This window comes from Thauera aromatica, assembly GCF_023093595.1.
Lineage (GTDB): Bacteria > Pseudomonadota > Gammaproteobacteria > Burkholderiales > Rhodocyclaceae > Thauera > Thauera aromatica_A.
The window spans coordinates 1-19,740 of the sequence record NZ_JALLIK010000100.1; the positions used below are offsets into that span (position 1 = coordinate 1).

Consider the following 19,740-nt stretch of genomic DNA (forward strand, 5'->3'; position numbering starts at 1 on the left):
TTGCGCCTCTCCGCCGATGCCGTCACTGCCAATCCCGTCGTCGTTGAACATGGCGTGAATTGTCCAACGATGGCTACGCAGCGAGAAGGACGCCGCTCAGTGACCGGTTACATCGGTCCGGACATCTGTACGGTGGAGAAGGAGGGCCGGAACAGGTGTCTTAATCCCTTTGAATTCAGGGCATCGGTCCGGACAACTTTCTCGGAGATACTGCCATGACCACGAAGTCTTAATCCCTTTGAATTCAGGGCATCGGTCCGGACTCTTTCATCAAAGGAGATAGCCGGGCATGCTTTGGTCTTAATCCCTTTGAATTCAGGGCATCGGTCCGGACTCAGTTCAACGGTGATCTCAGTCAGTGGGATGTCGTCTTAATCCCTTTGAATTCAGGGCATCGGTCCGGACTTAGAATATTGATTTGATCTTTGATCTGTTCTTGTCTTAATCCCTTTGAATTCAGGGCATCGGTCCGGACTGGGACACCGACACCTACGAGAAGCTCAAGGGTCTTAATCCCTTTGAATTCAGGGCATCGGTCCGGACAACACCGCTCCGCAGTTCGAAGGCGAACCCGAGTCTTAATCCCTTTGAATTCAGGGCATCGGTCCGGACTCAGCGGTCGTTTTGCCGGTCAGGTTGTGGGTCTTAATCCCTTTGAATTCAGGGCATCGGTCCGGACAAAAGGTCGGCACGGCCCCTAAAAAGGCCGAAGTCTTAATCCCTTTGAATTCAGGGCATCGGTCCGGACCGCGCGGCCTGATCTACTTGATCACGTCGTACCGTCTTAATCCCTTTGAATTCAGGGCATCGGTCCGGACTCAGATTGCGCGCAAACTGCGCGATCGTACCACGGTCTTAATCCCTTTGAATTCAGGGCATCGGTCCGGACTCATCAGCCGACCACAGCCGACGTGCAACAGGTCTTAATCCCTTTGAATTCAGGGCATCGGTCCGGACATTAGTTGCTTGATGTATTCGCGCTCGTCTTCCGGTCTTAATCCCTTTGAATTCAGGGCATCGGTCCGGACCCCAAAAGACCGCCCACGTCCCGGTCGCCGTTATGTCTTAATCCCTTTGAATTCAGGGCATCGGTCCGGACCCAAGAAGGCTGAAACTCCTGCTGAAACCCCTGTCTTAATCCCTTTGAATTCAGGGCATCGGTCCGGACTTAAAAATCCGGCCTGCAATAGGGGCAAGGATCGTCTTAATCCCTTTGAATTCAGGGCATCGGTCCGGACGAACGGCCTTGAAGGGCTTACAAAGCCCCTGCGTCTTAATCCCTTTGAATTCAGGGCATCGGTCCGGACGCGCCGGATGGCGTCATGCCATCCGCTTAAATTGTCTTAATCCCTTTGAATTCAGGGCATCGGTCCGGACCAAACGGGATTGATGGCCTGACCAAGCCATTACCGTCTTAATCCCTTTGAATTCAGGGCATCGGTCCGGACTGCTCGCACGATAAAACAACGTGAAATCAATGGCCTGGCCTTGCGGTTTCCGGTGTTGGCCGGGATGGCTGGAGCGGATTGTCACGGTGACTGGTGTGCGTTCAGAAACCGGATGGTATCACCGTCCTGCTGCCTGGAGCAGGGGTTGCAGCGCGGGAGAGTCGGGGGAGAGGAGGAAGGTGTCTCCTGGCAAACCGCCGCGCCCCAAGGTGTCGACGCTGAGCTGGGCAGGCAACTGATAGCCGCGCACGTCGTCGGTGCGCGGGTCGATGCGGGTTTCGATCGCAGCCATCAGCCGGCCCATTTGTGCGGGGCTGCCTTCGTAGTGGAACACCGAATACTGGACCGGCGTCGCCGCTTTGACGAGGAAACGGTGCAGGCGCACAAGCCGCCTGGGATCGGTGATGTCGTAGGTGATCAGCCAGCTGCGTGGCGCGTTCAGTGCCATGACTCGACCTCCCTGGCCAGGTGGCGTTTGAGGTCGCCCAGGTGGAGCAGCAGGCGGCTTTCACGCTGTCGTGCCCAGGCCTCGAACAACCGGGCCACCACGATGCCATGCTCGGCGCTGGCCGGCAGGGTTCCGCAATCCAGATTGAGTTCGGCCCACAGCAATGCCGACAAGGCCCCGGCCAGATCGAGGCGGCTGGCATCGAAGCCCCAGTAGCAGGAGTGAAGGCCCTCGCGCTGCAGGCGGTCGACGGCCAGGGCGTGGCACCAGGCTTCGCCGGCGGCGTCGAATGCGCAAGGGTGAATGCCGTTATAGACGAATTCGCGCTTCAGCGTCTCGAAGCTGGCCGGGGCCAGGCCGTGTCCGGTGAGGGCGGCACGCTGGGCGCAGGTGGTGAGGGTTTCGAGCCGGCGCCGGGCGCTCCAGTTGGTGAAGCGGGCGGGCCAGTCGGGCAGCTCGAGATAGGTTTCGACCAGGGTCGAAAAGGGCTGCGCGGCGGTGTCGCGCGGCTGGGTGCAGCCCAGGGCATGGCCGTGGCCGTCTACCCAGATGATCGGCACGCCCATGCTCAGGCAGCGCGCAAGCGCCTCCCCGCTCCAGATGAAGCATTGGTTGCAGATGATCCGGCAGATGCGTGTGAGCGGAAAGCGCTGCACGGCTGCGGCGTCGCGGCGCAGCAGCAGGTGATCGGCACCGGCGTCGATGCGCGCACGGGTGGTGCCGACCAGGTAGAGCGGCTTGCGGTCCGGGGTATCGGGTGGGGACGCGGCGGGGCGGCGGGAGGCGAGGGTGGGCATCAGAAATCCTCCTCGTCTTCGAAGTGTGAGAGCCAGGGTTCGCCTTCGGCGCGCAACTGGCGGACGAGCTGCGCGCAACGCTGCCGCAGCCAGCGCCGGGGACGCGGAGCGTAGTGCTCCCAGCTGGCGTAGAAGTGGCCGCGGCCGGCTTTGCCGAGCAGGCAGGCGCCCTTGTCGGTGCCGAAATGGTCGGCCCGCAGCTGCCCGCTGTTGAACTGGCGCCAGACCCAGCCATCCACCGCCGGGCGCAGGGGCTCGATGAGGTCGCAGGCGAGCGATTCGCGGCCGAAGGCCGGGCGGTGGTAGAAGCCGATGAGCGGATCGAGCCCGGCGCCATGGGCGGTGCGCACCGCTTCGAAGTGCAGCAGGGTATAGGCCAGCGACAGGCAGGCATTGACCGGGTCGCGCGGCGGGCGGCGGTTGCGCCCGGTGAAGCCCAGTTCGGGTGCGAACAGGGCGCAGTAGCCGTGGAAATAGGCGCGTGCGGCGCTGCCTTCGAGGCCGCGCAGGCGTGGGCAGGCGGTATCGGGGTCGGCGCTGGCCTGGGCGAGGGCGTCGGCGATGCCCTTGCGGGCGTCGAACAACGGCTTGCGTTGGTCCGGGCGGCGCTTTTCGGCCTCCAGCAGCAGGCGGTGCTGGCGGCGCAGCTTGGCGATGACGAGCCCGCGCGCCCAGTCGTTGCAGAAGCGGTGGTCCATTGCCCGCCGTGCCTGTGCCAGGCGCACGGCGGCGTCGTTGTGCGCCGGCCCGAGCACGATGGCGACCTGGCGACTGGCGCGCGGGCTCAGCAGCAGGGTGGCCGCGCCGGCTTCGGCCAGCTTGAGCAGGACCGCGCTGTCGAGCCGGGTGCGCGCGCCCTGGATGATGACGCGATCGACCAGGCGCAGCGGTACGGTCTGGCTGCGGGTGCCGTTTTCGTACAGGGCGAGGGCGCCGTCGCTGACGCGGACTTCGAGATCGGCACGGTCGAGCAGCAGCGTGGCCATTGATCACCCCACGTAGAAGTAGTCGGGATCGGCAGGCTGGGCGGCAATGCCCAGAGCGTAGGTGCGGGCACGGGGGTCGAGGCGGAGGAGGAAGAAGCGGTCTTCGTCCTCGTCGAGCAGCAGCGCCATGTCGTGCAGCAGCTCGAAGCGCTCGCCGCGGGTGAGGAAGACTTCATGCACCGATTTTTGCCCACCGGTGGCGTAGCCGCGCACCAGCGCCAGCGCCGCAGCGAGCCGGCGCGGATCGGAAACGTCATAGGCGGCAAGGTAGAGGTCGCGCGTGGACATGGTGGTGGGGCGGGCTGTTGGCGATGACTGGAGGATGCCGTGCTGCGCCGGTCGGGGAAAGGTTCGGCAAGCTTGCCGCTGCTGCGCTCGGCAGGCAGCGGCAAGCTTGCGGAGGCTTGCTCAGTCGGTGCGGCTGATGGGGCCGGGCGCCGGATTGCTGACCGTGTGTCCGGAGGGGGACGCGCTGGAATCGGCCGCCGCCGGCGCCGGGGCGGGTTGTTGAATGCGCTGCTGGCCCAGCTCGACGCTGATGATGCTGGGGTAGTCGTAGGCGGCGCCCGAGCCGACGTCGACGGCGGCGCCGATGATGCCGCCGAACAGGATGTTGCCGAACGCCATGCCCTTGGTGCTGGATTGGGCGGCGGTGACACCGGCTTCGTGGCCGCTTTTCTCGCAGCGCACGTTGAGGTCGTTGTAGGAACGACGGACCACGGCCGTGCCGGGGGAGGTGGCGTACCAGGTGCCCTTGTCGTTTTCGAGCTTGCAGCTGGCGCCGGCCACCGGCTGGCCGTTGGCACGGGTTTCGACGCTGAGGCTCTGGTTATGGCCGGTGGTGATCGACGCGCAGCCGGTGGATAGGGCGCAAAAGCTCAGGATGAGCGGGGGTACGGAGTGGTGCATCGAGGTGTCCTCGTCGGGTTGATGACGAAGACATTGTCGTGCGGGGCTTTTGCATCTGTGCTGTTGGCAAGCTTGCGGTCCTTGGGGGAGGCTCACGACGAGAGGACGTAGCGACCCATGCCGAGGGTGGCGTTCTTGCCGACGTGCAGCCATTCGCCCAGGCGCAGCCAGGGCAGCAGCGGGGTGAGCTCGCCTTCGAGCGTCCACGTGCCGAGCGCGCCGCCGAGCGTCATTTCGCGCTGCTGGCGGCTGGAGTAGCGCGACCAGTCGTGCCAGCGCAACTGCGGATGGTGGCCGAGGGTGTCGGCGTGGCGAACGAGCGCGGGGGCGTCGGCGAGCAGGCCGGGGCGGTCGGCGTGGAATTCGGCCAGAAGGGTGATGCGGCGCAGCAGGTCGGCGATGAGCTTGCGCGGGGTGAGGGCGTGCGGGCGTACCGGCTGGCCCTGGTGCTGCAGGCGCAGCGGGGTGTGCAGGTGGAGGTCGAGGCGTGCCGGGGGCGTTGAGGATGGGGCGGGGTCGAGGCGCACCTGGGTGTCGTGGGCGTCGATTGCGCTGTCGCCCGCCTGCCAGATGCAGGTGAAGGTGGTGCCGTTGCCATCCTGCACGTCCAGGCTTTCGAGTGTGCCGTGCGCGCGCTCCCTGCCGAGGCCGCCTTCGGCTGCGCGCTGGAGCGCGAAGCTGATCAGCGGCAGGTGCTCGAGCGCGCGCCCGAAGAGCACGAGGCCGAACTGCAGGGACTCGCCGGCGGCGATGGCGCGGGTGCCGAGCGGTGGCGGTTCGATGACATAGGGATTGGGGATGTGGCTGAAGTTCTGCAACGCGTGGGCGGCTGGCGCGGGTGCTTCGAAGATTGCCGGGTAGGGGCAGGTGGTGCGCAGCGGGCAGCCGTCGCAGGTGGTGGCGCGAGTCATGCAGCTCGTCCGCCGCAGCGCGGCGCCGAACTGGCCGCGCAGCAGGGAGCCGGCGTAGTCGGGCAGACGCAGCGCCTCGGCCATGCGGAAGGTGAAGCGGTAGCGGGCGAGGGGGAGCGCCGGCACCCTTGGGAAATCCATCGGCTTTACCCTCGCATCCAGCGCTTGAGGTAATCGACCAGTTCACGGACGTCCGCCGCGGCGAGGATGTCGACCCGGTAGTCGCGGGCGCGGTGGCGGATATCGTCATTGATCGGCCGCGCCGACAGGAGCAGTTTCCGGCTCATCGAACCGCCGAGCTGGTCGCTCAACTGGGCGAGCTTGTAGATGTAGCCGACGTCGCGCGTCTCGTTCCTGCCGAAGCCCGAGGTCTTGCATTCGATGACCAGCAGGCGGTTGCGATGCGCGACCACGGCGTCGCATTCGTTCTCGACCTGGGTCGCGTACGACTGCGTCTTGAGGTTGACGGCCCAGTCGTGGGGGCGCAGGCCGCGCAGCTTGTACCAGACGTATTCTTCGAGCCAGCCGCCGCGGAAATAGGCTGCGGCTTCGGGTGAGGCGAAGGTCAGCACGGTGTCGTCGTCCCAGCGCACGAGACCGATGCGGCGTGCCTCGCTCAGCAGCTCGGCGTTGCGTCCGCCAGGGGCGTATTCGAACTCCTGCCGGGGGGCGAAGCGGTTTTCGTCGGCAAGGGCGTAATCGGCCAGGCGATTGAGCGTGCCGAAAAAGCGCTCGTAGCGCTCGGCATCGTCGCCCATCTTGCGCGTGAGATTGGCGCGCGCGTCGGCGTCGGCCTGCCAGAAGGCGTCCCGATTGCCGTCGGCGGTGCGCCGGTAGCCTTGGGCGCGAAGAATGTCGTCGATGCCGAGCACGTCGGTCATGGGGTCCATCGCCGGCAGCGGCTTGAGCCAGTCGAGCCGGTCATGCCGGGTTTCGGCGTAGACCAGGTGCAGGTCGTCGGCGAGCGCTTCCAGGTTTCCGGCCAGTGCCAGCGTCATCAGCTTGTGGCCGCCGGTGGCGTTGAACACCAGGGGTTCGGTACCGAGTTCCATCGCGATGGCCTCGGCACTGGTACGGATCGCTTCGGGTGTGGCGTCGTCGAATGCGATGCGTGTGCATGCGATCCCGCGGGCTTCGAGCGCACGCTTGAGGTTGGTGGCGGCGTCGCGCATCGCCGGCGTCTCGAGGATCATGACCTCGGTGGCGCCGAGCTGCAGTGATGGAATCAGGTTGGCGAGGTTCTGGCCGGTGGCGATGCAGAGGTGGCGGGTAGGGCGGGTCATGGCGTCGAGTCGGTGGTGGTGGGTGCGGTCTGGTTGTGTGGCCGGGTTCAGCGGATGGCGCGGGTGATCTCGTACGCTTCGAGTCGCGCGCCGCAGGCCTCGAGTTCGTCGGCGGAAAGTTCCCGCCCACGCGCATCGGGTGGAAGATCGAGCGCAAGGCTCAGATAGCGCGCGCCGCGCTCGCAGACTTGGGCGGCAAGGTGTACCGGCAGGATCCCGATCACCGTATCACCGGGCAAGATCGTCTCGGGGTCCAGGTGGGTGATCTGCCGATCGACGTGCAGCCCCTTGCGCTGCGCCCATTCGATGGCGCCGGGGTGGCGGGTGACGAAGAAGGTGGTCATGCGGGCTCTCCGGCGAGCATGTTCATGACCAGGCGGATCAGCACGTCCTTCTCGTCCGGGCGCGACTGTGCGACCAGCAGTGACAGCGCGGCGAGGCCGACGTCGTTGACCACCGGGCTGCCGTCGGCGCCGAACAGTCGGCCGTTGCGGTGCAGGAAACCGGCGAACAGGAAGGCGCCGATGCGCTTGTTGCCGTCGGAGAACGGGTGGTTCTTGACCACGAAGTACAGCAGGTGGGCGGCACGGGATTCCAGCGTGGGGTAGGCCGGCTCGCCGAACACGGTCTGGTCGAGATTGCCGAGCAGGGCGGCGAGGCCGTCCTCGCGTTCGTTGCCGAACAGTCCGCTGGCCTGGCCTTTGGCCATCAGGTCGGCTTTGAGTGCGGCGATGCCTGCGCGCGCTTCGTCCACCGGCGGCAGTGCGCCGCCGGGGTGGCCGTGCGGCTCGGTGAGCAAGCCTTCGTCGTAGCGCTGCAGCCACAGGAAGGTCTGCGTGTAGCGCACCACGATCTCGGCCAGGCCGCTGCCGGCGTCGTGCGCCAGCGCTGCATTCGACAGCGTGCGGCGCACCAGCAGCAGCGCGGCCTCGAGCTCGCGTGCGTTGTGTTCGAGACGCTGGCGGTCGAGGGTGTAGCCGCGGGTGAGGTGCTCCTTGAGGATGCGGCTGGCCCATTGGCGGAAGTGGATGCCCTCGCGCGACTTGACCCGGTAGCCGACGGAGATGATGAGGTCGAGATTGTAGTGCTCGACTTGGTACACCTTGCCGTCCGAGGCAGTTGTTGCAAATTTTGCAATAACTGCCTCGGCGCCCAACTCGCCATCGGCGAACACGTTGCGGATGTGCCGGGAAATGACGGACTTGTCGCGACCGAAGAGTGCGACGAGTTGAGACAGGCTCAGCCAGACAGTGTCCTTCTCCAGACGCACGTCGATCTGGCCGGAGGTGGCTTCGAAGATGGCGATGTCGGTCATGGCGCTCACCCTCCGCGCACTGCCGCGAGCCGTTCCTTCATGGCCTTGTCGGCCTTGCCTTCAACCTTGAAATGCGCGCCAAGCCGCTTCCTTATCTCGCTGGCCAGGGCTTCGCGTCGGGGCTTGGCAAGGTCTGCGAGTGGTGCGACATGCGCGTCGATGAGTTCCAGCGTCGGGAGCCAGTCTTTGCCGGACGTGAGCTGAAGGATCGGGGTTTCCTTGCGCGGATCGGTCGGCAAACTCGCAAGCCGGGCATCGAGACGGTTCAGCAATTGCTGGTCGGGCGGCATGCCGGCGAGTGCGGCTTCGGCTTCCTGTGCGCGGCGTTGCGCTGCTTCGGCCTCATGCCGGGCGGCTCTCGCGGCCTGCACCTTGGGGTCGATCCCGATCCGGCCATAGCCGACGGCGGTCTTGGCGCCGAAACCCAGCCAGTCGCCGGCGTGCTCGATGGCGGCCGCGAGCAGGTTTTGCCAGTCGTTGCGCAGCGCGGCCGCGTCGGCCGGGATCAGCGCCGGGTGGCATTGAACGTAGAGCGTGCATTCGCAGCCCGTAGCGACGGCGAGGAAGGGGATGGGGTTGGGCTGCCCGTTGGCGTGCGGAGTGCTGTTTTTTTGCAGGTAGTCGGTGTGATGCGGGGTCATGATCTCGACCGAGAGCAACGGCTGGCGTTCGTCGGCGGGCCTGAAGAAGAGATCCCAGAACATCAGCGCGCCACGGCGGGCGTGGGTGTCGCGCGTGGGGTCGTCCTCGCCGGGGCCGAACAGGATGCGGATCGCGTCTTCGGTCCAGCCCGCACTGTCGCCCCATTCGCCGCTGACCAGCTCTTCGGCGGCGCGCCGGATCACGCCCTTGACGCCGCTGCCGGCCAGATACGGCAGGCCGTGCGGGGTGAGGAAGGCGAAGCCGTTTTCCAGCGGATGCTCGTTACCGAGCCCGGTGGAGAGCGGGGCGGTGAGGCGGGCCGGGTGGCTGAAGACGGCGTCTCCCAGCCCTTCGGCCAGGGTGCGCTGGCGCCGGCAGAGCGCATCGAGCGCTGCGCGGCTGTGGGTGGGCAGTGCGTTGGCGACCTTGCGGAACAGGCCGGTCTTGCCGTCCCGCGGGAGTGCGAAACTGTCCGTCCAGCCGTCGAAATACAGGCCGAAGCGGTGCCCCGGCGGGCAGTCGTCGAAGCGGGCGTTGTTGCCGAGATAGTCGGGCAGGGCGAGCGTCATCAAGGCGTCCTCACAGTGCGGCGGCGAACTGGCGGATCCAGCGCAGGATCAGCAGGGCTTCGTCGGTGGCCTGACGGTATTGGCCGGGCTGGGCGCGCAGCAGTGCTTCCATCATCGGCTGGAAGCCGGGGTCCTGGCCGTTACCGCCGGCGCGCTGCATTATCCAGCGGCGCAGGTGGGCGGCCAGGGCGAGGTGCTGGGGCTTGCCCTTGTCCTGATAAAAGGCGAGCGTCTGCATCAGGCCGTTGTTCATGATCAACGCCGGTGCAGCCTTGGCGAGATTGCGGTATTCGTCGCCGGCGACCTGGGTGCCTTCCTGGGCGCAGTGCCACGCGAACTGTGCGCGCCGTTGCTCGAGCGTGACCGCTGCGGCCGACGCATTGCCGCCGCCAGTGCCGTTGGTGGAGGCTGGGCCGTTCTTGTCCCTGAGGGTGAGTGTGCTCATGGGGGCTCCCTTGTCAGAGGCTGGCGTGCTTGAGCACGCGTGCGGCGACCAGTCCGCGTCCGGTGGTGGCGTCGCCGCCGATCTGCAGCAGCTGGCCGTCGATTGCGCCGGTGACCTGGGCAAGCACCGCGTCTGCCTCCAGCTCACCCTTGCCACTGCGTTCGCGGCTGGCCATCAGGCTGCCGAGCATGAGCGTCTCGGGGGGCAGGTTCTCGGTGTAAAAAAGGCCGGTTTTTGCGGCAGCACCCGTGTCGTCGTCGATGCGCACGTGCGGTTCCACCACGGTGGCGTTCTTGCTGAACCAGTTGAAGTCCTCGTCGGCGAGCAGCACCAGGTCGCGGGCGAACTTGTCGCGGAAAAAGGCGTGGGCTTCGCCGGTAGGCAAGGCGTGGCCAGCCAGCCAGTCGGCGACTGCGGCGAGCTTGCCGGCCTGGGTCGAGTCGTTGTGGTATTCGAAGGCTTCCAGATGCAGCTTGTCGCCGCTGAGCAGTTCGGCGTTTGCCACGCAGGCTTTTCCAGCAGCCGGGGCGTCGGGCGTGGTGGGCATGCCGGCGATGCCGAGCTGGGCGAGCAGGCGCGCGGTGCGTGCGAGCGCATGGGCGCTGGTGGCATACACATAGCCTTGTTTCACCGAGCGCAGCGGGAAGGCCACGAGCTGGGCGTCGCCCAGGCTGATCGCGCCGGCGTGCAGCGTGCCGGACTGCGATTCGGGGCCGAACAGGCGGTCGAGCAGGTGTTCGCCTTTCTGCCCTTCGCGCCAGCCGGGCAGGGCATGGAAGCGGTGGCGGATGGCGCCCTTGAGGCCGGAGCCCGGGAACACCGGATGCTCGCAATGGCGCTCGCGGGCGATGGGGTTGTCGATGAGGCCGAAGGCTTGGCCGGCGCCCATGTGAACCGGGCTGGTGGCGTACAGGAAAAGGGCGGCGTGGGCTTGGAACATGTGTTTTCCTCGATGCGATTCAAAGAGTCCGACGCGGCAGGGCATGTGCCTCGACCGTCGCCGGAAAGATGATTTCGGCTTCGCCCGCCGGGAAGCTTTCCGGCAGCGTGATCGACACGCGGTGATCGGGGGGAACGACCGTTTCGAGCTTGTAGGCGTACATGGTGTCTCCTCAGTTCCAGTGTGCGAGCAGGCAGGCGTTGAAGCCTTCGGCACGGCGGGTGGCGTCGGGCTGGGGCAGACCATCGCGCTGCAGGGCATCGAGCGCGGCCGGGTCGCCCTGGAAATCGTCCAGCCAATAGACGCTGCCGGTGGGGACGGCACGCAGCGCCAGTTTGGGCTGGCGGCGGGCGAGGTCCCAGCCGGAGAGCGTCTCCAGCCGCGGCAGCGCGGCGCAGGCCAGACGGGCCGAGGCGCCGTGGAAGTGCCACCGGCCTTCGCTGTCCATTCCGGGCAGGCGCCAGCCATCCGGGAACAGGCCGGGGCTGGTGAGCAGGAGCCGGAAGCGGCGCTGGCCGCCGAGTGCGGTCGTGTTGGGTGTGGGCAGGGCGCAGTCGGTGGGCTGGATGCGGGCGGCGTGGCCGTCTCCGCCGAAGCGCAGCAGACCGCCTTTCGGCAGTCGGCCCGCGGCACCCCGCACGTGCACGAGCAGGGCGACTTTGTTCCGGAGGGCAACGGCCTCGCTGGTGTAGAGCTGGCCTTCGACCACGGTGTTGAGGCCGGCCTGCAACGCGATGCCCAGCCGGCTGTCCAGTTTCCAGAGTGCGGATGAGGGCACCCAGTGGCCTTGCTGCGCGTCGAGCGGTGCCCCTTTTTGCCAGGCGGCGATCCCCGCGGCCGTGAGCCAGAGGCCGCCCTTGGGTTTGCCGGCTTCTGACTGGCGCAGGGTAGGGACTTGCGGCAGTGGGTAACTGCTCGATAGCGCCGTGTTCAGTGTGGTGGGCTGCAGTGCTGTGGCGCATTCGGCCTGGTCGATGCTGAGGTCGGCCGGCAGTGGCAGCAACGCTTCGAACCGGGGGGCCTGATCGCTGCCTGTATTGCGGGCAAGGCCGAAATGCGCGATGCGGAAGGTGCCGGGTTTGGCCACGCTGCCCAGGCAGCTAGTGAGCGCGGCGTCGAGGCGGGCTTCACCGCGGGCGAATGCGGCCGGGTCGATGCCGGCATCGGCGAGCATGCGGCTGCGTACGGCGCCCGCGGCCACCGAGGGCCAGGGGGGCATCAGCGCCTCGCCGTGGCTGCCGGCGTCGGCAAAGAGCTTGTTGCCGCGCAGGATGAGCACGTCCAGGGGCTCGATCAGCAGGGCGTCGGCGGGAGTGTGCATGGTCAACGTTCCTGGAGGGTCGGCCGGTTCTTGAAGGCGCGGCTTTCGCGGGCGAGAAATTCAGCTACGGCGAGCACATCGGTGATCACTTCGGCCGGGTCAGTATCGGTCAGCCGGGGGTGCAGGGCGAGGGTCGCAAGCTTGTCACCCTGTTCATTACCTTGTGCGTCGGATGCCCCTTGCCGTTTGAAGCGATGCGCGAGGTTGCGTGCCAGCAGTTCGTGGAGTGCGGTCTTGTCCATCTGGGCGGGCAAGTGCGGCATCCAGCCCTGGGTGACATAGGCGGCCTTGCGCGATGTGTCGTCGCCGGCGAACAGGGTGGTGAGCCCGGCCAGCACGCCCATCGGGGAGTGGTTCAGGTCCGGCCCGGAGGACTTGTCTTCGGGGGCGGGCTGTCCGGTGCGCGCGGCGGGTTCCGGATTGTCCAGCCGCCAGGGCAGGGTGAGTTCGGTGGCGCCACCGCCGCGCTTGAGCAAGGTGATGGCGAAGGCGTCGCGCCCGCCCTTGCCCTTGGCGCGCTTTTCGGCTTCGCGCAGGGTGCGCAGCACGGCGCCGAGCGGCGCGCTGTGGTGGGCGATGACGGCGCCGGCGCTGGCGGTGGCGTGTTCGCCCATCAGACGCAGCAGTTTGCCGTCGAGCAGTGCATGTCCGCCACCCAGCCGCAGGCTGCGCAGTTCGACCTCTGGGTCGAGCCCGAGCGTGCGGCCGAGCGCGTCGGGGATCGGCAAGCCGCCGTAGGCGGCACGCAGCAGGGTGAGGCAGGCGAGCAGATCGTCGACCGCCACGAGCGCCATCACGTCGTCGCCACCGGCGTAGATCAGCTTGCCCTTGCAACGATTTTCCACGATGTCCTGTGCCAGGGTGAGGGCGAAGCTGTTGAGCGCGCTGGAAATCGCCATGTGGCGGCTGGGGGAGACGGCGCGTGCGGCGTCCAGATAGGCCACGTGCTCGGGACCGGTGAAGTGGGCCTTCATCCGCTCGCGGATCTGCGGGTGGAAGGTGTCGCGGGTGGGCAGCTGATGAGCTTCGCTGCCGCCGGAAATCCACGCGCCCATCCTGTCGCCGTCGAGCAGGATGAGGGCGTAATAGGCTTCGGGTTTGTCGTCGAGGAGGGCACGCACATCGCGTTCATGACGGTTTTCCGCTTCGGGATCGTCCTTGAGGCTGCTGCCAGCCTCCATCAGCGCGGGAAGCAGGCGGGCGAGCTCACGCTGTTTGTCGCTGTATGGGCCGGCAAAAAGCCGCTTCATCAGCCTGCGCGGAAGCGCGGCGGCGTCGATGGCTTCCGCCTTTGCCTTGGCAAGCAATTGTTCGCCGATCCGGCCCATGGGGGCGCCTTGTTCCAGCCAGCGTTCCAGCGAGGTCGATACCGCCAGGGTGTGGGTGGACACCACGAAGCGGCGCACGTCGATGTCGCACTTGCCCAGCTCGTGTTCGACGAACCGGCGCGGCCACATGCGCTTGAGCATGGCGAGTGCGGAGAGGTGCTCGTCCTTGCGGCTGAGGCTGGGGCGCTGGTTGATGGCGCGGTTCCACAGGGTGTCGACGTTCTTGCGTTCGCCCTTGGGGATGGCGAGGTGGGCGCGGTCATGGGTGAGCCATTCGGCTTCGCCGGTGAGGTCGCAGCGATATCCCTGCTCGCCGCCGTTGGGGCGCTGGGGGGCCGTGCGCACGCTCTTGGCGCTGGCGGCGACGCGGTCGAGCAGCGCGTAGAGCGCAGGGTAGAGGACGCCGGCGTTGGGGCGATAGAAGCGCGTGCCTTCGAGCTCGAGCGGTTTTTGCAGGCGCTGCCAGGCGGGGCCGGCGAGAAAGCCGCCCTCGCCGAAGAAGGGCGCGCCGGCTTTGGCCAGCTCGGTCGTGTCCGGGGCCCCGTCGCCTTCCTTCACCAGCGGGGCGAAGGGCACGGCGGCCCAATGGACCTCCGGAAAGCCGTCGAGCTGGGCGGCAAGTTGGGCGTGGCAGGGCAGCTCGGGGTGGTTGGCGATGCCGGCGGCCTCGAGCAGATCGGCGAGCATCCCTTGGGCGGTGCCGCGCACGAAGTCGCGCACCGCGCGGGTGACCGCCTCGGCCAGTTCTTGTGCCTGGCCGGCGGGGACGATGGCGACCAGCTTGTTGGGTAGGGCGGCGGCGAACAGCGGGTTGGCGTCGGTGCGCTGCCCGGTCCATTCGCAGTCCAGGAAACGCTTGGCGTTGACGCCCATCTCGTCGCGCAGCCACAGGTCGACCAGCGGTACGCCACGCAGCTGCGGGAAGATCACCGCGTCCGGGCCGAGCCGCGCGCAGAGGACCTTCAGGCCTTCCCATGCGATGCGCGACAGCAGGTGTGAGCCGGCCCACAGGTCGGAGGTGGTGCGGGCCTGGGCGATGAAATCCTGCACCGGGCCGAAGGCGATCGAGAGCAGCGCCGGGTTGGGGTCAGCATCGGCGGCGAAGGACGAGGCGAAGGCGGCCGACAGGTCCAGATGCGTCCAGATGGTGTGGTCGGGGATGCGGGTGTCGGCCGGCAGCAGTTGCCACAGGGCGCGCAGCGCATCCGCGCCGAGCTCGGGGCCGAAGCGCCAGAAGGCGAGGGCGGTGCGGCGGGCGTCGGGCCGGCCGTCGGCGTTGCGTTCGATGAGCTGCTGGAAATGATCGGTGGAGAGGCTGCGAATCTGGGCCGCACCAATGTCGAGCGTTTTCAGGTCGAACCGGGTGCCCGAGAGCGGGTGGATCAGCACCGGCTGCTGGTCGAAGCGGACCTGCGTCCATGCGGCGTAGCGCCCGTCCTTGTCGCTGCGCGGAAACTGCGGCCGGTCGGCGGCGCTGGCCCAGTGGTCGGCGCGTTTGACGTGGGCGGCGAGCGGCTTGGGCAGGCCGTTGGGAAAGAGGGCGCGTTGGAGCGCGCGCACGGTGCCGCCTTCGTGGCCGGCCGGGTCGCGCAGCAGCACCAGGGCCTTTTCGGCAGGATCGTGGGTCCAGGCGGCCAGCTTGGCGAGCCAGATGTTTTGCGAGGTGTCGGTCATGGCGGTTCCGGGTCAGGCGAGGCGGGCGAGTTCGGGGCGTGCGTCGAGGAAGCGGTGCGCCCGCCGCCAGGTGTCGAGCAGGTCGACGCTGGGGTGGGGCAGGGTCGGCTTGCAGGGGGTGTGGTAGATCAATGCGCGCAGGCGGCCGTCGGTGTCCCTGTGCAGCTTGAAGCGCAGGGTGTTGGCGAGGCGGGCGTTGTTCCCCCAGTCCCGCACGGAATGATTGGTGACGGGATAGGCCAGCACATGGCGCGCTTCGATACGGGGGCTGTTCCTGCCCGTGTCGAACCCGAGATCGGTCCGGAAGCCGATCTTGATCTGGGCAAGGAATTTCATGGCTTCGCGCCAGGTCGTGAAGGCTTCACGGCTGCGCCACACCAGGACCCCCTGGGCGTCGCTGCCGATGGCGTGGGGCCAGTCCAGCGCCAGGCAGTCCCCCAGCCCGCGGGTGCAGCCGGTTTGTTCGAGCGCGCTGCGGGACAGCGTATCGAGCGGTGCGGTCCCTTCAGCGGCGGTCCATAGCAGCGAACCCCAGCCGTTGCGGCTGCGCCCGCCGACGGTGCCGAACCAGTGGGCCAGGGTGATCGCGCGCGCGAGTGCGGCCAGATCGGTTTCGGGAAGCGCAAGCCGGAGCTGGTTGGTTTCGTCGGCCTGCAGGGCAGCGTTTTTCTTCAGGCGGGTGTTCGGGTTGCCCTTCTCGAGTATCAGGGGGCCGTAGCCCAGGTACAGCTGACTGCCGACCATGCCGCCGGCGAAGTCGACCTCGTTGTGCCGGACCTTCGGGTCTTGTCCGGGTTTGCCGTTGATGGCCGGGTTGACCTTGCTCCAGTCGGTGAGCGTGCCTTCGTTCCAGTGCGCCAGCGCGAGCCGGATCCGGCTGCGGCGGTTGTCGCCGCCGGCTTCGTCGGCCGCGGTGCCGAACAATGCGGTCTCGTGCTGCTTGAGCGCGTGCGGGTCGTACCGCAGCCCGGGGGCGACCGCGATCCGCCACCATTCGCGGATCAGTGCCTTCAGCGGCGGTGTGCGCCAGGCTCCATGCTGATCGGCGTCGCCCAGAAAGGCAGGGGTGGCCAGTCGGAGGTGGTAGGTTTTCTTGATCATCGTTCGTCCCTGGTTTGTCGGCCCGAATGGCGAGTCCCGTGCGAAGCGAGCCTGCCGATCGATCGGTGATATTCGTCTGCTTTACCGCATTCTAGGCCAACGGAATTTTATTCCCGCTCATCGCAAGCTTGCGAGGCGCCCCGGGCCGACCATTCGCACGGCATCCGGCGCCAATGCCAACCGGTACCGATGCGGCCTGCCGCCGCCGTCCTCGATCAGATACGGTCCGGCGGCCGGTCCGAGTTCACGCTTGAGCGTGCGACGCAGCTTCGATAGTCGTGACGAGAAATAGCTGCCGTCCATGCCGTCGCGCAAGGCGTGTTCCGCTGATGCGGAGTCGCCCATCGGGCCGACGATGGCGTGCAGTTCGTGCAGGTAGCGTTCGGCCCAGGCTGCGTCCGGCACTTCCTTGTGCGGGGCGGACAGCGCCGGTTCATTCTCCCGTGCCCGTCGCGCAAATACGGCGAGCAGGGCGAGTTCGGCCGGTGGCAGGCGAAAGGTCTGGCCCGCGGCGGTGACGGTGCGTGCGGGCAGGTCGAGTTCGAGTCGTGCCGGACCGAGCGTGGCGCGCGCAGCGTCGACCGCGGCCTCGAAGCCGGCGCTGCCGTCGAGCAGCGCGGTGGGCAGGCCGTGGCGCAGGCTGACGAAGGGGATCTCGGCCAGCGACAGGCGTGCGTCGCGCGCATCGGCGAGCCGCTTGTCTGCGGTTTCGATGATGTGTTCATAGGGCGTAGGGTAGAAGAAAGACCAGGAACTCTCGAACGGCTGGGAGACCAGTACATGCGACAGGCGGTCCTGCGCGCGGCCGAACAGCGATAGCGCATAGCCGAGGAAGAAGCCCATCGTCTTGCGCCCGCCCGCAATCGAGACGTGGAGTGCGGTGTCGGGGGCGGCGGTGAAGGTGCGCACCTTTTCGGTGATGAAATCGGCGCAGGCGAGATTGTCGGCCGGGCTGCGGATGTCGGCGAGCGGCTGGCCGGCAGCGTCGTGCAGGATGTGGATGTGGTGGGCGTCGAAGGTGATCTCGGGCAGCGCGTAATCGTGGCGCAGGCGGTGGAACCAGCCGAGCTTGTCCGACAGCAGGGCGAGCCGTGCGCGCTCCGCGCCTTCGGCGGTGGTGATCAGATGGATTTCGGTGGGAACGAAGGCGGGCTTTGCATCGACGGCCAGCGCGTACAGCGTTTCGGTGACGATCTGGGGCGACAGGCCGGTGACGGCGAGCAGGATGCGGCGGGCGTAGCCGGCGGGAGGCAGATTTTCCATTGGGATGCGATGAAATTTTGAACAGATGCCGACGTTATAGCCGCAAACACTGCGCGGTGCCGCGGTCGCAAGCTTGCCGTGCCAATGCCACCGTAGTGGTGGGTGCCGCCTGAAAATGACATGACGAATTTTTATGTCGGCCATCAATGTTCTATGGTGGTTTTGTAGAAACCGTATTGCAGCGTCGATTCGCCAGCGGTGCTGCCAGCGGAATACCCGATAAAAGAACAGGACGCCCGCGGCGCCATGGCCGCAGGCACGTCCGCGATGCTGATCGCTTCACCTTTGGCCCAACCCCCAGTGTTTCGCCCGGCGCCGGCCGGACAGGCCGGGCGGGCTGCCCGATGCACGGTCGATGTTTCCGGAGGGGTGAAATGAAGCGCCTTTGCATGATCGCAGCCATCCTTGCCGCCGCTGCGACGAGCCCGTCCGCCGTCGCCGAAGTCGATGCCGCCGCCGCCAATGCCCTCGTGCGCAAGAGCAAGTGCCTGACCTGCCATGCGCTCGACAAGAAGAAGGACGGCCCGTCCTACAAGGAGATCGCAGCCAAATACAGGGGCGACCCGGCGGCGGAGGAAACGCTCGTCCAGCACGTCACCGTGCCGAGCAAGGTCGAGGTCGACGGCAAGGAAGAAGAGCACGAGACGCTCAAGACCAAGGACCCGGAAGCGGTCGGCAACGTCGTGCGGTGGATCCTTTCGCTCTGACGGGCAGCGGCCGAGGGAGCCGGGCCGGGGGAGGTTTTCATGACAATCAGCGACAGGCTGCGCCGTCGGTCGCCCTGGCTGCTGCTCGCGGCCGGGGCTCTGGCGACACTCGTCCTCGGCGGCGGAGCGATCGCCGGCCTGCGATGGACCAACACCGAGGCGTTCTGCATCGGCTGCCACGAGATGCGCGACAACGTCTATGCCGAGTACCGGGATTCGGTGCACGACCGCAGCGCATCCGGGGTGAGGGCGGTGTGCGCCGACTGCCACGTCCCACGCGAAACGATTCCGATGCTGATCCGCAAGGTGCAGGCGAGCGGCGAGCTGTGGGCCAAGCTCACCGGCAAGATCGACACTGCGGAAAAGTTCGAGGCCCATCGGCATGAGCTTGCGATGCGGGTGTGGGCGAGCATGAAGCGCCACGATTCGCGCGAATGCCGCAGCTGCCACACCGAGCGCGCGATGGCTCCCGAACTGCAGAGCGAGCGTGCGCAGACGCGGCACGCCCGCGCGCAGCGCGAAAACCTGACCTGCATCGATTGTCATTTCGGCATCGCCCACCAGGAGCCCGAGGGGCCTGGTCCGCAGGAAATCGAGTTTGCGGGAAAATGACATGTACATTAAAACGGTTGCCGGCCGGGATGCCTCGGCAAGTGGGTCGGGCAAGCCGGCCAGGGGAAGGACGCATTCAAAGGGGGGCACACACATGAAAGTCGGGTCGAAGAACCTTTGGCGCTGGATTTCGCTTGCGCTGCTGAGCGTCGCCCTGCTCGGTGGAGGCCGGGCGTGGGCCCGGGAAAATGCGGACGAAAGGAAAGATATCGTCCGTGCCGGGGACGCGGTGTGTACCCGCTGTCATGACGAAGGCGAGGAGAAGCCGGTGCTGTCGATCGGCAAGACCAAGCACGGCACCGTCGCCGACGGCCGCACGCCGAGCTGTACGAGCTGTCACGGCGAGAGCCCGACCCACATCAACAAGCCGGAAGGCGTGGTCGAGCGGCCGAAGCCGGACATCAACTTCGTCGAGCACTCGAAAACACCCGTCGAACAGCGCAACCAGGCCTGTCTGAGCTGCCACCAGGGCGGCAAGCGGACCCACTGGCAGACCAATCTGCACGCCGCGCGCGATGTCGCCTGTACTTCCTGCCATGAAGTGCATGCGCAGCACGACAAGGTCCGCGACAAGCAGGCGCAGGCGGAGGTGTGCTTTGCGTGCCACAAGGAACAACGCGCGCAGATCGACCGCCCGTCGCGCCATCCGATCAAGGAAGGCAAGGTCGCCTGTTCCGACTGCCACAATCCGCACGGCACTGCGGGCGAGAAGATGATGGTGCGGGACAGCGTCGTCGACACCTGCTACAGCTGCCATATGGAGAAGCGCGGGCCGTTCGTGCGCAGCCACCAGCCGGTCACCGAAGACTGCTCGATCTGCCACAACCCGCACGGCACGATGAACGACAACCTGCTCAAGCAGCGCTCGCCGTTCCTGTGTCAGCAGTGCCACGAGCCGAGCACGCACCAGGGCACGGTGCCCACCACCACCGGCAACTCGGCCTTCGCCCTCGCCCGCGGCTGCACCAATTGCCATACCCAGATCCATGGTTCCAACAATCCATCGACGGCGGATGGCCGCGGCTTGCGCCGTTGAAACGG

The 19,740-nt window shown here is 66.9% G+C and carries 20 protein-coding genes and 1 CRISPR repeat array; of the genes, 3 read left to right on the forward strand and 17 right to left on the reverse strand.

The genetic code is table 11. From position 1 onward, the window contains the following. Positions 1–157 precede the first annotated feature (157 nt). Positions 158–1,448: a CRISPR direct-repeat array (repeat unit 37 nt; unit sequence GTCTTAATCCCTTTGAATTCAGGGCATCGGTCCGGAC). 118 nt (positions 1,449–1,566) lie between these two features. From cas2 to csm6, 17 genes are all read right to left on the reverse strand, one after another. Continuing rightward, a complete protein-coding gene (gene cas2 / locus MXC99_RS08765; protein ID WP_247725080.1) occupies positions 1,567–1,896 on the reverse strand; it encodes a CRISPR-associated endonuclease Cas2 in 330 nt (109 codons plus the stop codon). Beyond that, on the reverse strand, positions 1,887–2,693 hold the full coding sequence (locus tag MXC99_RS08770; protein ID WP_247725081.1) for a CRISPR-associated endonuclease Cas1: 807 nt from the start codon (positions 2,691–2,693) through the stop codon (positions 1,887–1,889). The genes cas2 and MXC99_RS08770 overlap by 10 nt, the downstream gene beginning before the upstream one ends. Further along, complete coding sequence (gene cas1 / locus MXC99_RS08775) at positions 2,693–3,679, reverse strand: CRISPR-associated endonuclease Cas1 (protein ID WP_247725082.1); 987 nt, start codon at positions 3,677–3,679, stop codon at positions 2,693–2,695. The genes MXC99_RS08770 and cas1 overlap by 1 nt, the downstream gene beginning before the upstream one ends. Positions 3,680–3,682: 3 nt before the next feature. Continuing rightward, positions 3,683–3,967, reverse strand: coding sequence for a CRISPR-associated endonuclease Cas2 (locus MXC99_RS08780; protein ID WP_247725083.1), 285 nt, complete (start codon positions 3,965–3,967; stop codon positions 3,683–3,685). A gap of 120 nt (positions 3,968–4,087) precedes the next feature. Further along, positions 4,088–4,588 (reverse strand): hypothetical protein, encoded by a 501-nt coding sequence (locus MXC99_RS08785; protein ID WP_247725084.1) that lies wholly within the window; start codon positions 4,586–4,588, stop codon positions 4,088–4,090. Between the two features lie 92 nt (positions 4,589–4,680). Then, positions 4,681–5,625: a CRISPR system precrRNA processing endoribonuclease RAMP protein Cas6 gene (gene cas6 / locus MXC99_RS08790; protein ID WP_247725085.1), complete on the reverse strand. Its 945-nt coding sequence runs from the start codon at positions 5,623–5,625 to the stop codon at positions 4,681–4,683. Positions 5,626–5,645: 20 nt separating this feature from the next. Further along, a complete protein-coding gene (locus MXC99_RS08795) occupies positions 5,646–6,782 on the reverse strand; it encodes a Card1-like endonuclease domain-containing protein (RefSeq protein ID WP_247725086.1) in 1,137 nt (378 codons plus the stop codon). Between the two features lie 47 nt (positions 6,783–6,829). Next, on the reverse strand, positions 6,830–7,126 hold the full coding sequence (gene csx16 / locus MXC99_RS08800) for a CRISPR-associated protein Csx16 (RefSeq protein WP_247725087.1): 297 nt from the start codon (positions 7,124–7,126) through the stop codon (positions 6,830–6,832). After that, positions 7,123–8,097, reverse strand: coding sequence for a virulence protein RhuM/Fic/DOC family protein (gene rhuM, locus MXC99_RS08805; protein ID WP_247725088.1), 975 nt, complete (start codon positions 8,095–8,097; stop codon positions 7,123–7,125). The genes csx16 and rhuM overlap by 4 nt, the downstream gene beginning before the upstream one ends. A 5-nt stretch (positions 8,098–8,102) precedes the next feature. Continuing rightward, complete coding sequence (gene cmr6, locus MXC99_RS08810; protein ID WP_247725089.1) at positions 8,103–9,308, reverse strand: type III-B CRISPR module RAMP protein Cmr6; 1,206 nt, start codon at positions 9,306–9,308, stop codon at positions 8,103–8,105. Positions 9,309–9,318: 10 nt separating this feature from the next. Further along, positions 9,319–9,753: a type III-B CRISPR module-associated protein Cmr5 gene (cmr5, locus tag MXC99_RS08815; RefSeq protein WP_247725090.1), complete on the reverse strand. Its 435-nt coding sequence runs from the start codon at positions 9,751–9,753 to the stop codon at positions 9,319–9,321. 13 nt (positions 9,754–9,766) lie between these two features. Beyond that, positions 9,767–10,693, reverse strand: coding sequence for a type III-B CRISPR module RAMP protein Cmr4 (gene cmr4 / locus MXC99_RS08820; protein ID WP_247725091.1), 927 nt, complete (start codon positions 10,691–10,693; stop codon positions 9,767–9,769). 19 nt (positions 10,694–10,712) lie between these two features. Beyond that, positions 10,713–10,856, reverse strand: a complete 144-nt coding sequence (locus MXC99_RS08825; protein ID WP_247725092.1) for a hypothetical protein — start codon at positions 10,854–10,856, stop codon at positions 10,713–10,715. Positions 10,857–10,865: 9 nt separating this feature from the next. Beyond that, entirely contained in the window at positions 10,866–12,014 is a 1,149-nt protein-coding gene (locus MXC99_RS08830; RefSeq protein WP_247725093.1) for a type III-B CRISPR module-associated Cmr3 family protein, read from the reverse strand. A gap of 2 nt (positions 12,015–12,016) precedes the next feature. Next, positions 12,017–15,016, reverse strand: a complete 3,000-nt coding sequence (gene cas10 / locus MXC99_RS08835) for a type III-B CRISPR-associated protein Cas10/Cmr2 (protein WP_247725094.1) — start codon at positions 15,014–15,016, stop codon at positions 12,017–12,019. A 12-nt stretch (positions 15,017–15,028) separates the two neighbouring features. Next, positions 15,029–16,117, reverse strand: a complete 1,089-nt coding sequence (locus MXC99_RS08840; protein ID WP_247725095.1) for a hypothetical protein — start codon at positions 16,115–16,117, stop codon at positions 15,029–15,031. 117 nt (positions 16,118–16,234) lie between these two features. After that, positions 16,235–17,380: a CRISPR-associated ring nuclease Csm6 gene (gene csm6 / locus MXC99_RS08845; protein ID WP_247725096.1), complete on the reverse strand. Its 1,146-nt coding sequence runs from the start codon at positions 17,378–17,380 to the stop codon at positions 16,235–16,237. A 389-nt stretch (positions 17,381–17,769) separates the two neighbouring features. Between csm6 and MXC99_RS08850 the strand changes: the two genes are divergently transcribed. From MXC99_RS08850 to MXC99_RS08860, 3 genes are all read left to right on the forward strand, one after another. After that, complete coding sequence (locus MXC99_RS08850; protein ID WP_247725097.1) at positions 17,770–18,087, forward strand: c-type cytochrome; 318 nt, start codon at positions 17,770–17,772, stop codon at positions 18,085–18,087. 39 nt (positions 18,088–18,126) lie between these two features. Continuing rightward, positions 18,127–18,699: a NapC/NirT family cytochrome c gene (locus MXC99_RS08855; protein WP_247725098.1), complete on the forward strand. Its 573-nt coding sequence runs from the start codon at positions 18,127–18,129 to the stop codon at positions 18,697–18,699. Positions 18,700–18,793: 94 nt separating this feature from the next. Next, positions 18,794–19,735 (forward strand): DmsE family decaheme c-type cytochrome, encoded by a 942-nt coding sequence (locus MXC99_RS08860; protein WP_247725099.1) that lies wholly within the window; start codon positions 18,794–18,796, stop codon positions 19,733–19,735. Positions 19,736–19,740: the final 5 nt, after the last annotated feature.

Bases quoted from the DNA above. Each gene is read 5' to 3' on its own strand.
- cas2 (WP_247725080.1), bottom strand. From the start codon at position 1,896: ATGGCACTGAACGCGCCACGCAGCTGGCTGATCACCTACGACATCACC.
- MXC99_RS08770 (WP_247725081.1), bottom strand. From the start codon at position 2,693: ATGCCCACCCTCGCCTCCCGCCGCCCCGCCGCGTCCCCACCCGATACC.
- cas1 (WP_247725082.1), bottom strand. From the start codon at position 3,679: ATGGCCACGCTGCTGCTCGACCGTGCCGATCTCGAAGTCCGCGTCAGC.
- MXC99_RS08780 (WP_247725083.1), bottom strand. From the start codon at position 3,967: ATGTCCACGCGCGACCTCTACCTTGCCGCCTATGACGTTTCCGATCCG.
- MXC99_RS08785 (WP_247725084.1), bottom strand. From the start codon at position 4,588: ATGCACCACTCCGTACCCCCGCTCATCCTGAGCTTTTGCGCCCTATCC.
- MXC99_RS08795 (WP_247725086.1), bottom strand. From the start codon at position 6,782: ATGACCCGCCCTACCCGCCACCTCTGCATCGCCACCGGCCAGAACCTC.
- csx16 (WP_247725087.1), bottom strand. From the start codon at position 7,126: ATGACCACCTTCTTCGTCACCCGCCACCCCGGCGCCATCGAATGGGCG.
- rhuM (WP_247725088.1), bottom strand. From the start codon at position 8,097: ATGACCGACATCGCCATCTTCGAAGCCACCTCCGGCCAGATCGACGTG.
- cmr6 (WP_247725089.1), bottom strand. From the start codon at position 9,308: ATGACGCTCGCCCTGCCCGACTATCTCGGCAACAACGCCCGCTTCGAC.
- cmr5 (WP_247725090.1), bottom strand. From the start codon at position 9,753: ATGAGCACACTCACCCTCAGGGACAAGAACGGCCCAGCCTCCACCAAC.
- cmr4 (WP_247725091.1), bottom strand. From the start codon at position 10,693: ATGTTCCAAGCCCACGCCGCCCTTTTCCTGTACGCCACCAGCCCGGTT.
- MXC99_RS08825 (WP_247725092.1), bottom strand. From the start codon at position 10,856: ATGTACGCCTACAAGCTCGAAACGGTCGTTCCCCCCGATCACCGCGTG.
- MXC99_RS08830 (WP_247725093.1), bottom strand. From the start codon at position 12,014: ATGCACACTCCCGCCGACGCCCTGCTGATCGAGCCCCTGGACGTGCTC.
- cas10 (WP_247725094.1), bottom strand. From the start codon at position 15,016: ATGACCGACACCTCGCAAAACATCTGGCTCGCCAAGCTGGCCGCCTGG.
- MXC99_RS08840 (WP_247725095.1), bottom strand. From the start codon at position 16,117: ATGATCAAGAAAACCTACCACCTCCGACTGGCCACCCCTGCCTTTCTG.
- csm6 (WP_247725096.1), bottom strand. From the start codon at position 17,380: ATGGAAAATCTGCCTCCCGCCGGCTACGCCCGCCGCATCCTGCTCGCC.
- MXC99_RS08850 (WP_247725097.1), top strand. From the start codon at position 17,770: ATGATCGCAGCCATCCTTGCCGCCGCTGCGACGAGCCCGTCCGCCGTC.
- MXC99_RS08855 (WP_247725098.1), top strand. From the start codon at position 18,127: ATGACAATCAGCGACAGGCTGCGCCGTCGGTCGCCCTGGCTGCTGCTC.
- MXC99_RS08860 (WP_247725099.1), top strand. From the start codon at position 18,794: ATGAAAGTCGGGTCGAAGAACCTTTGGCGCTGGATTTCGCTTGCGCTG.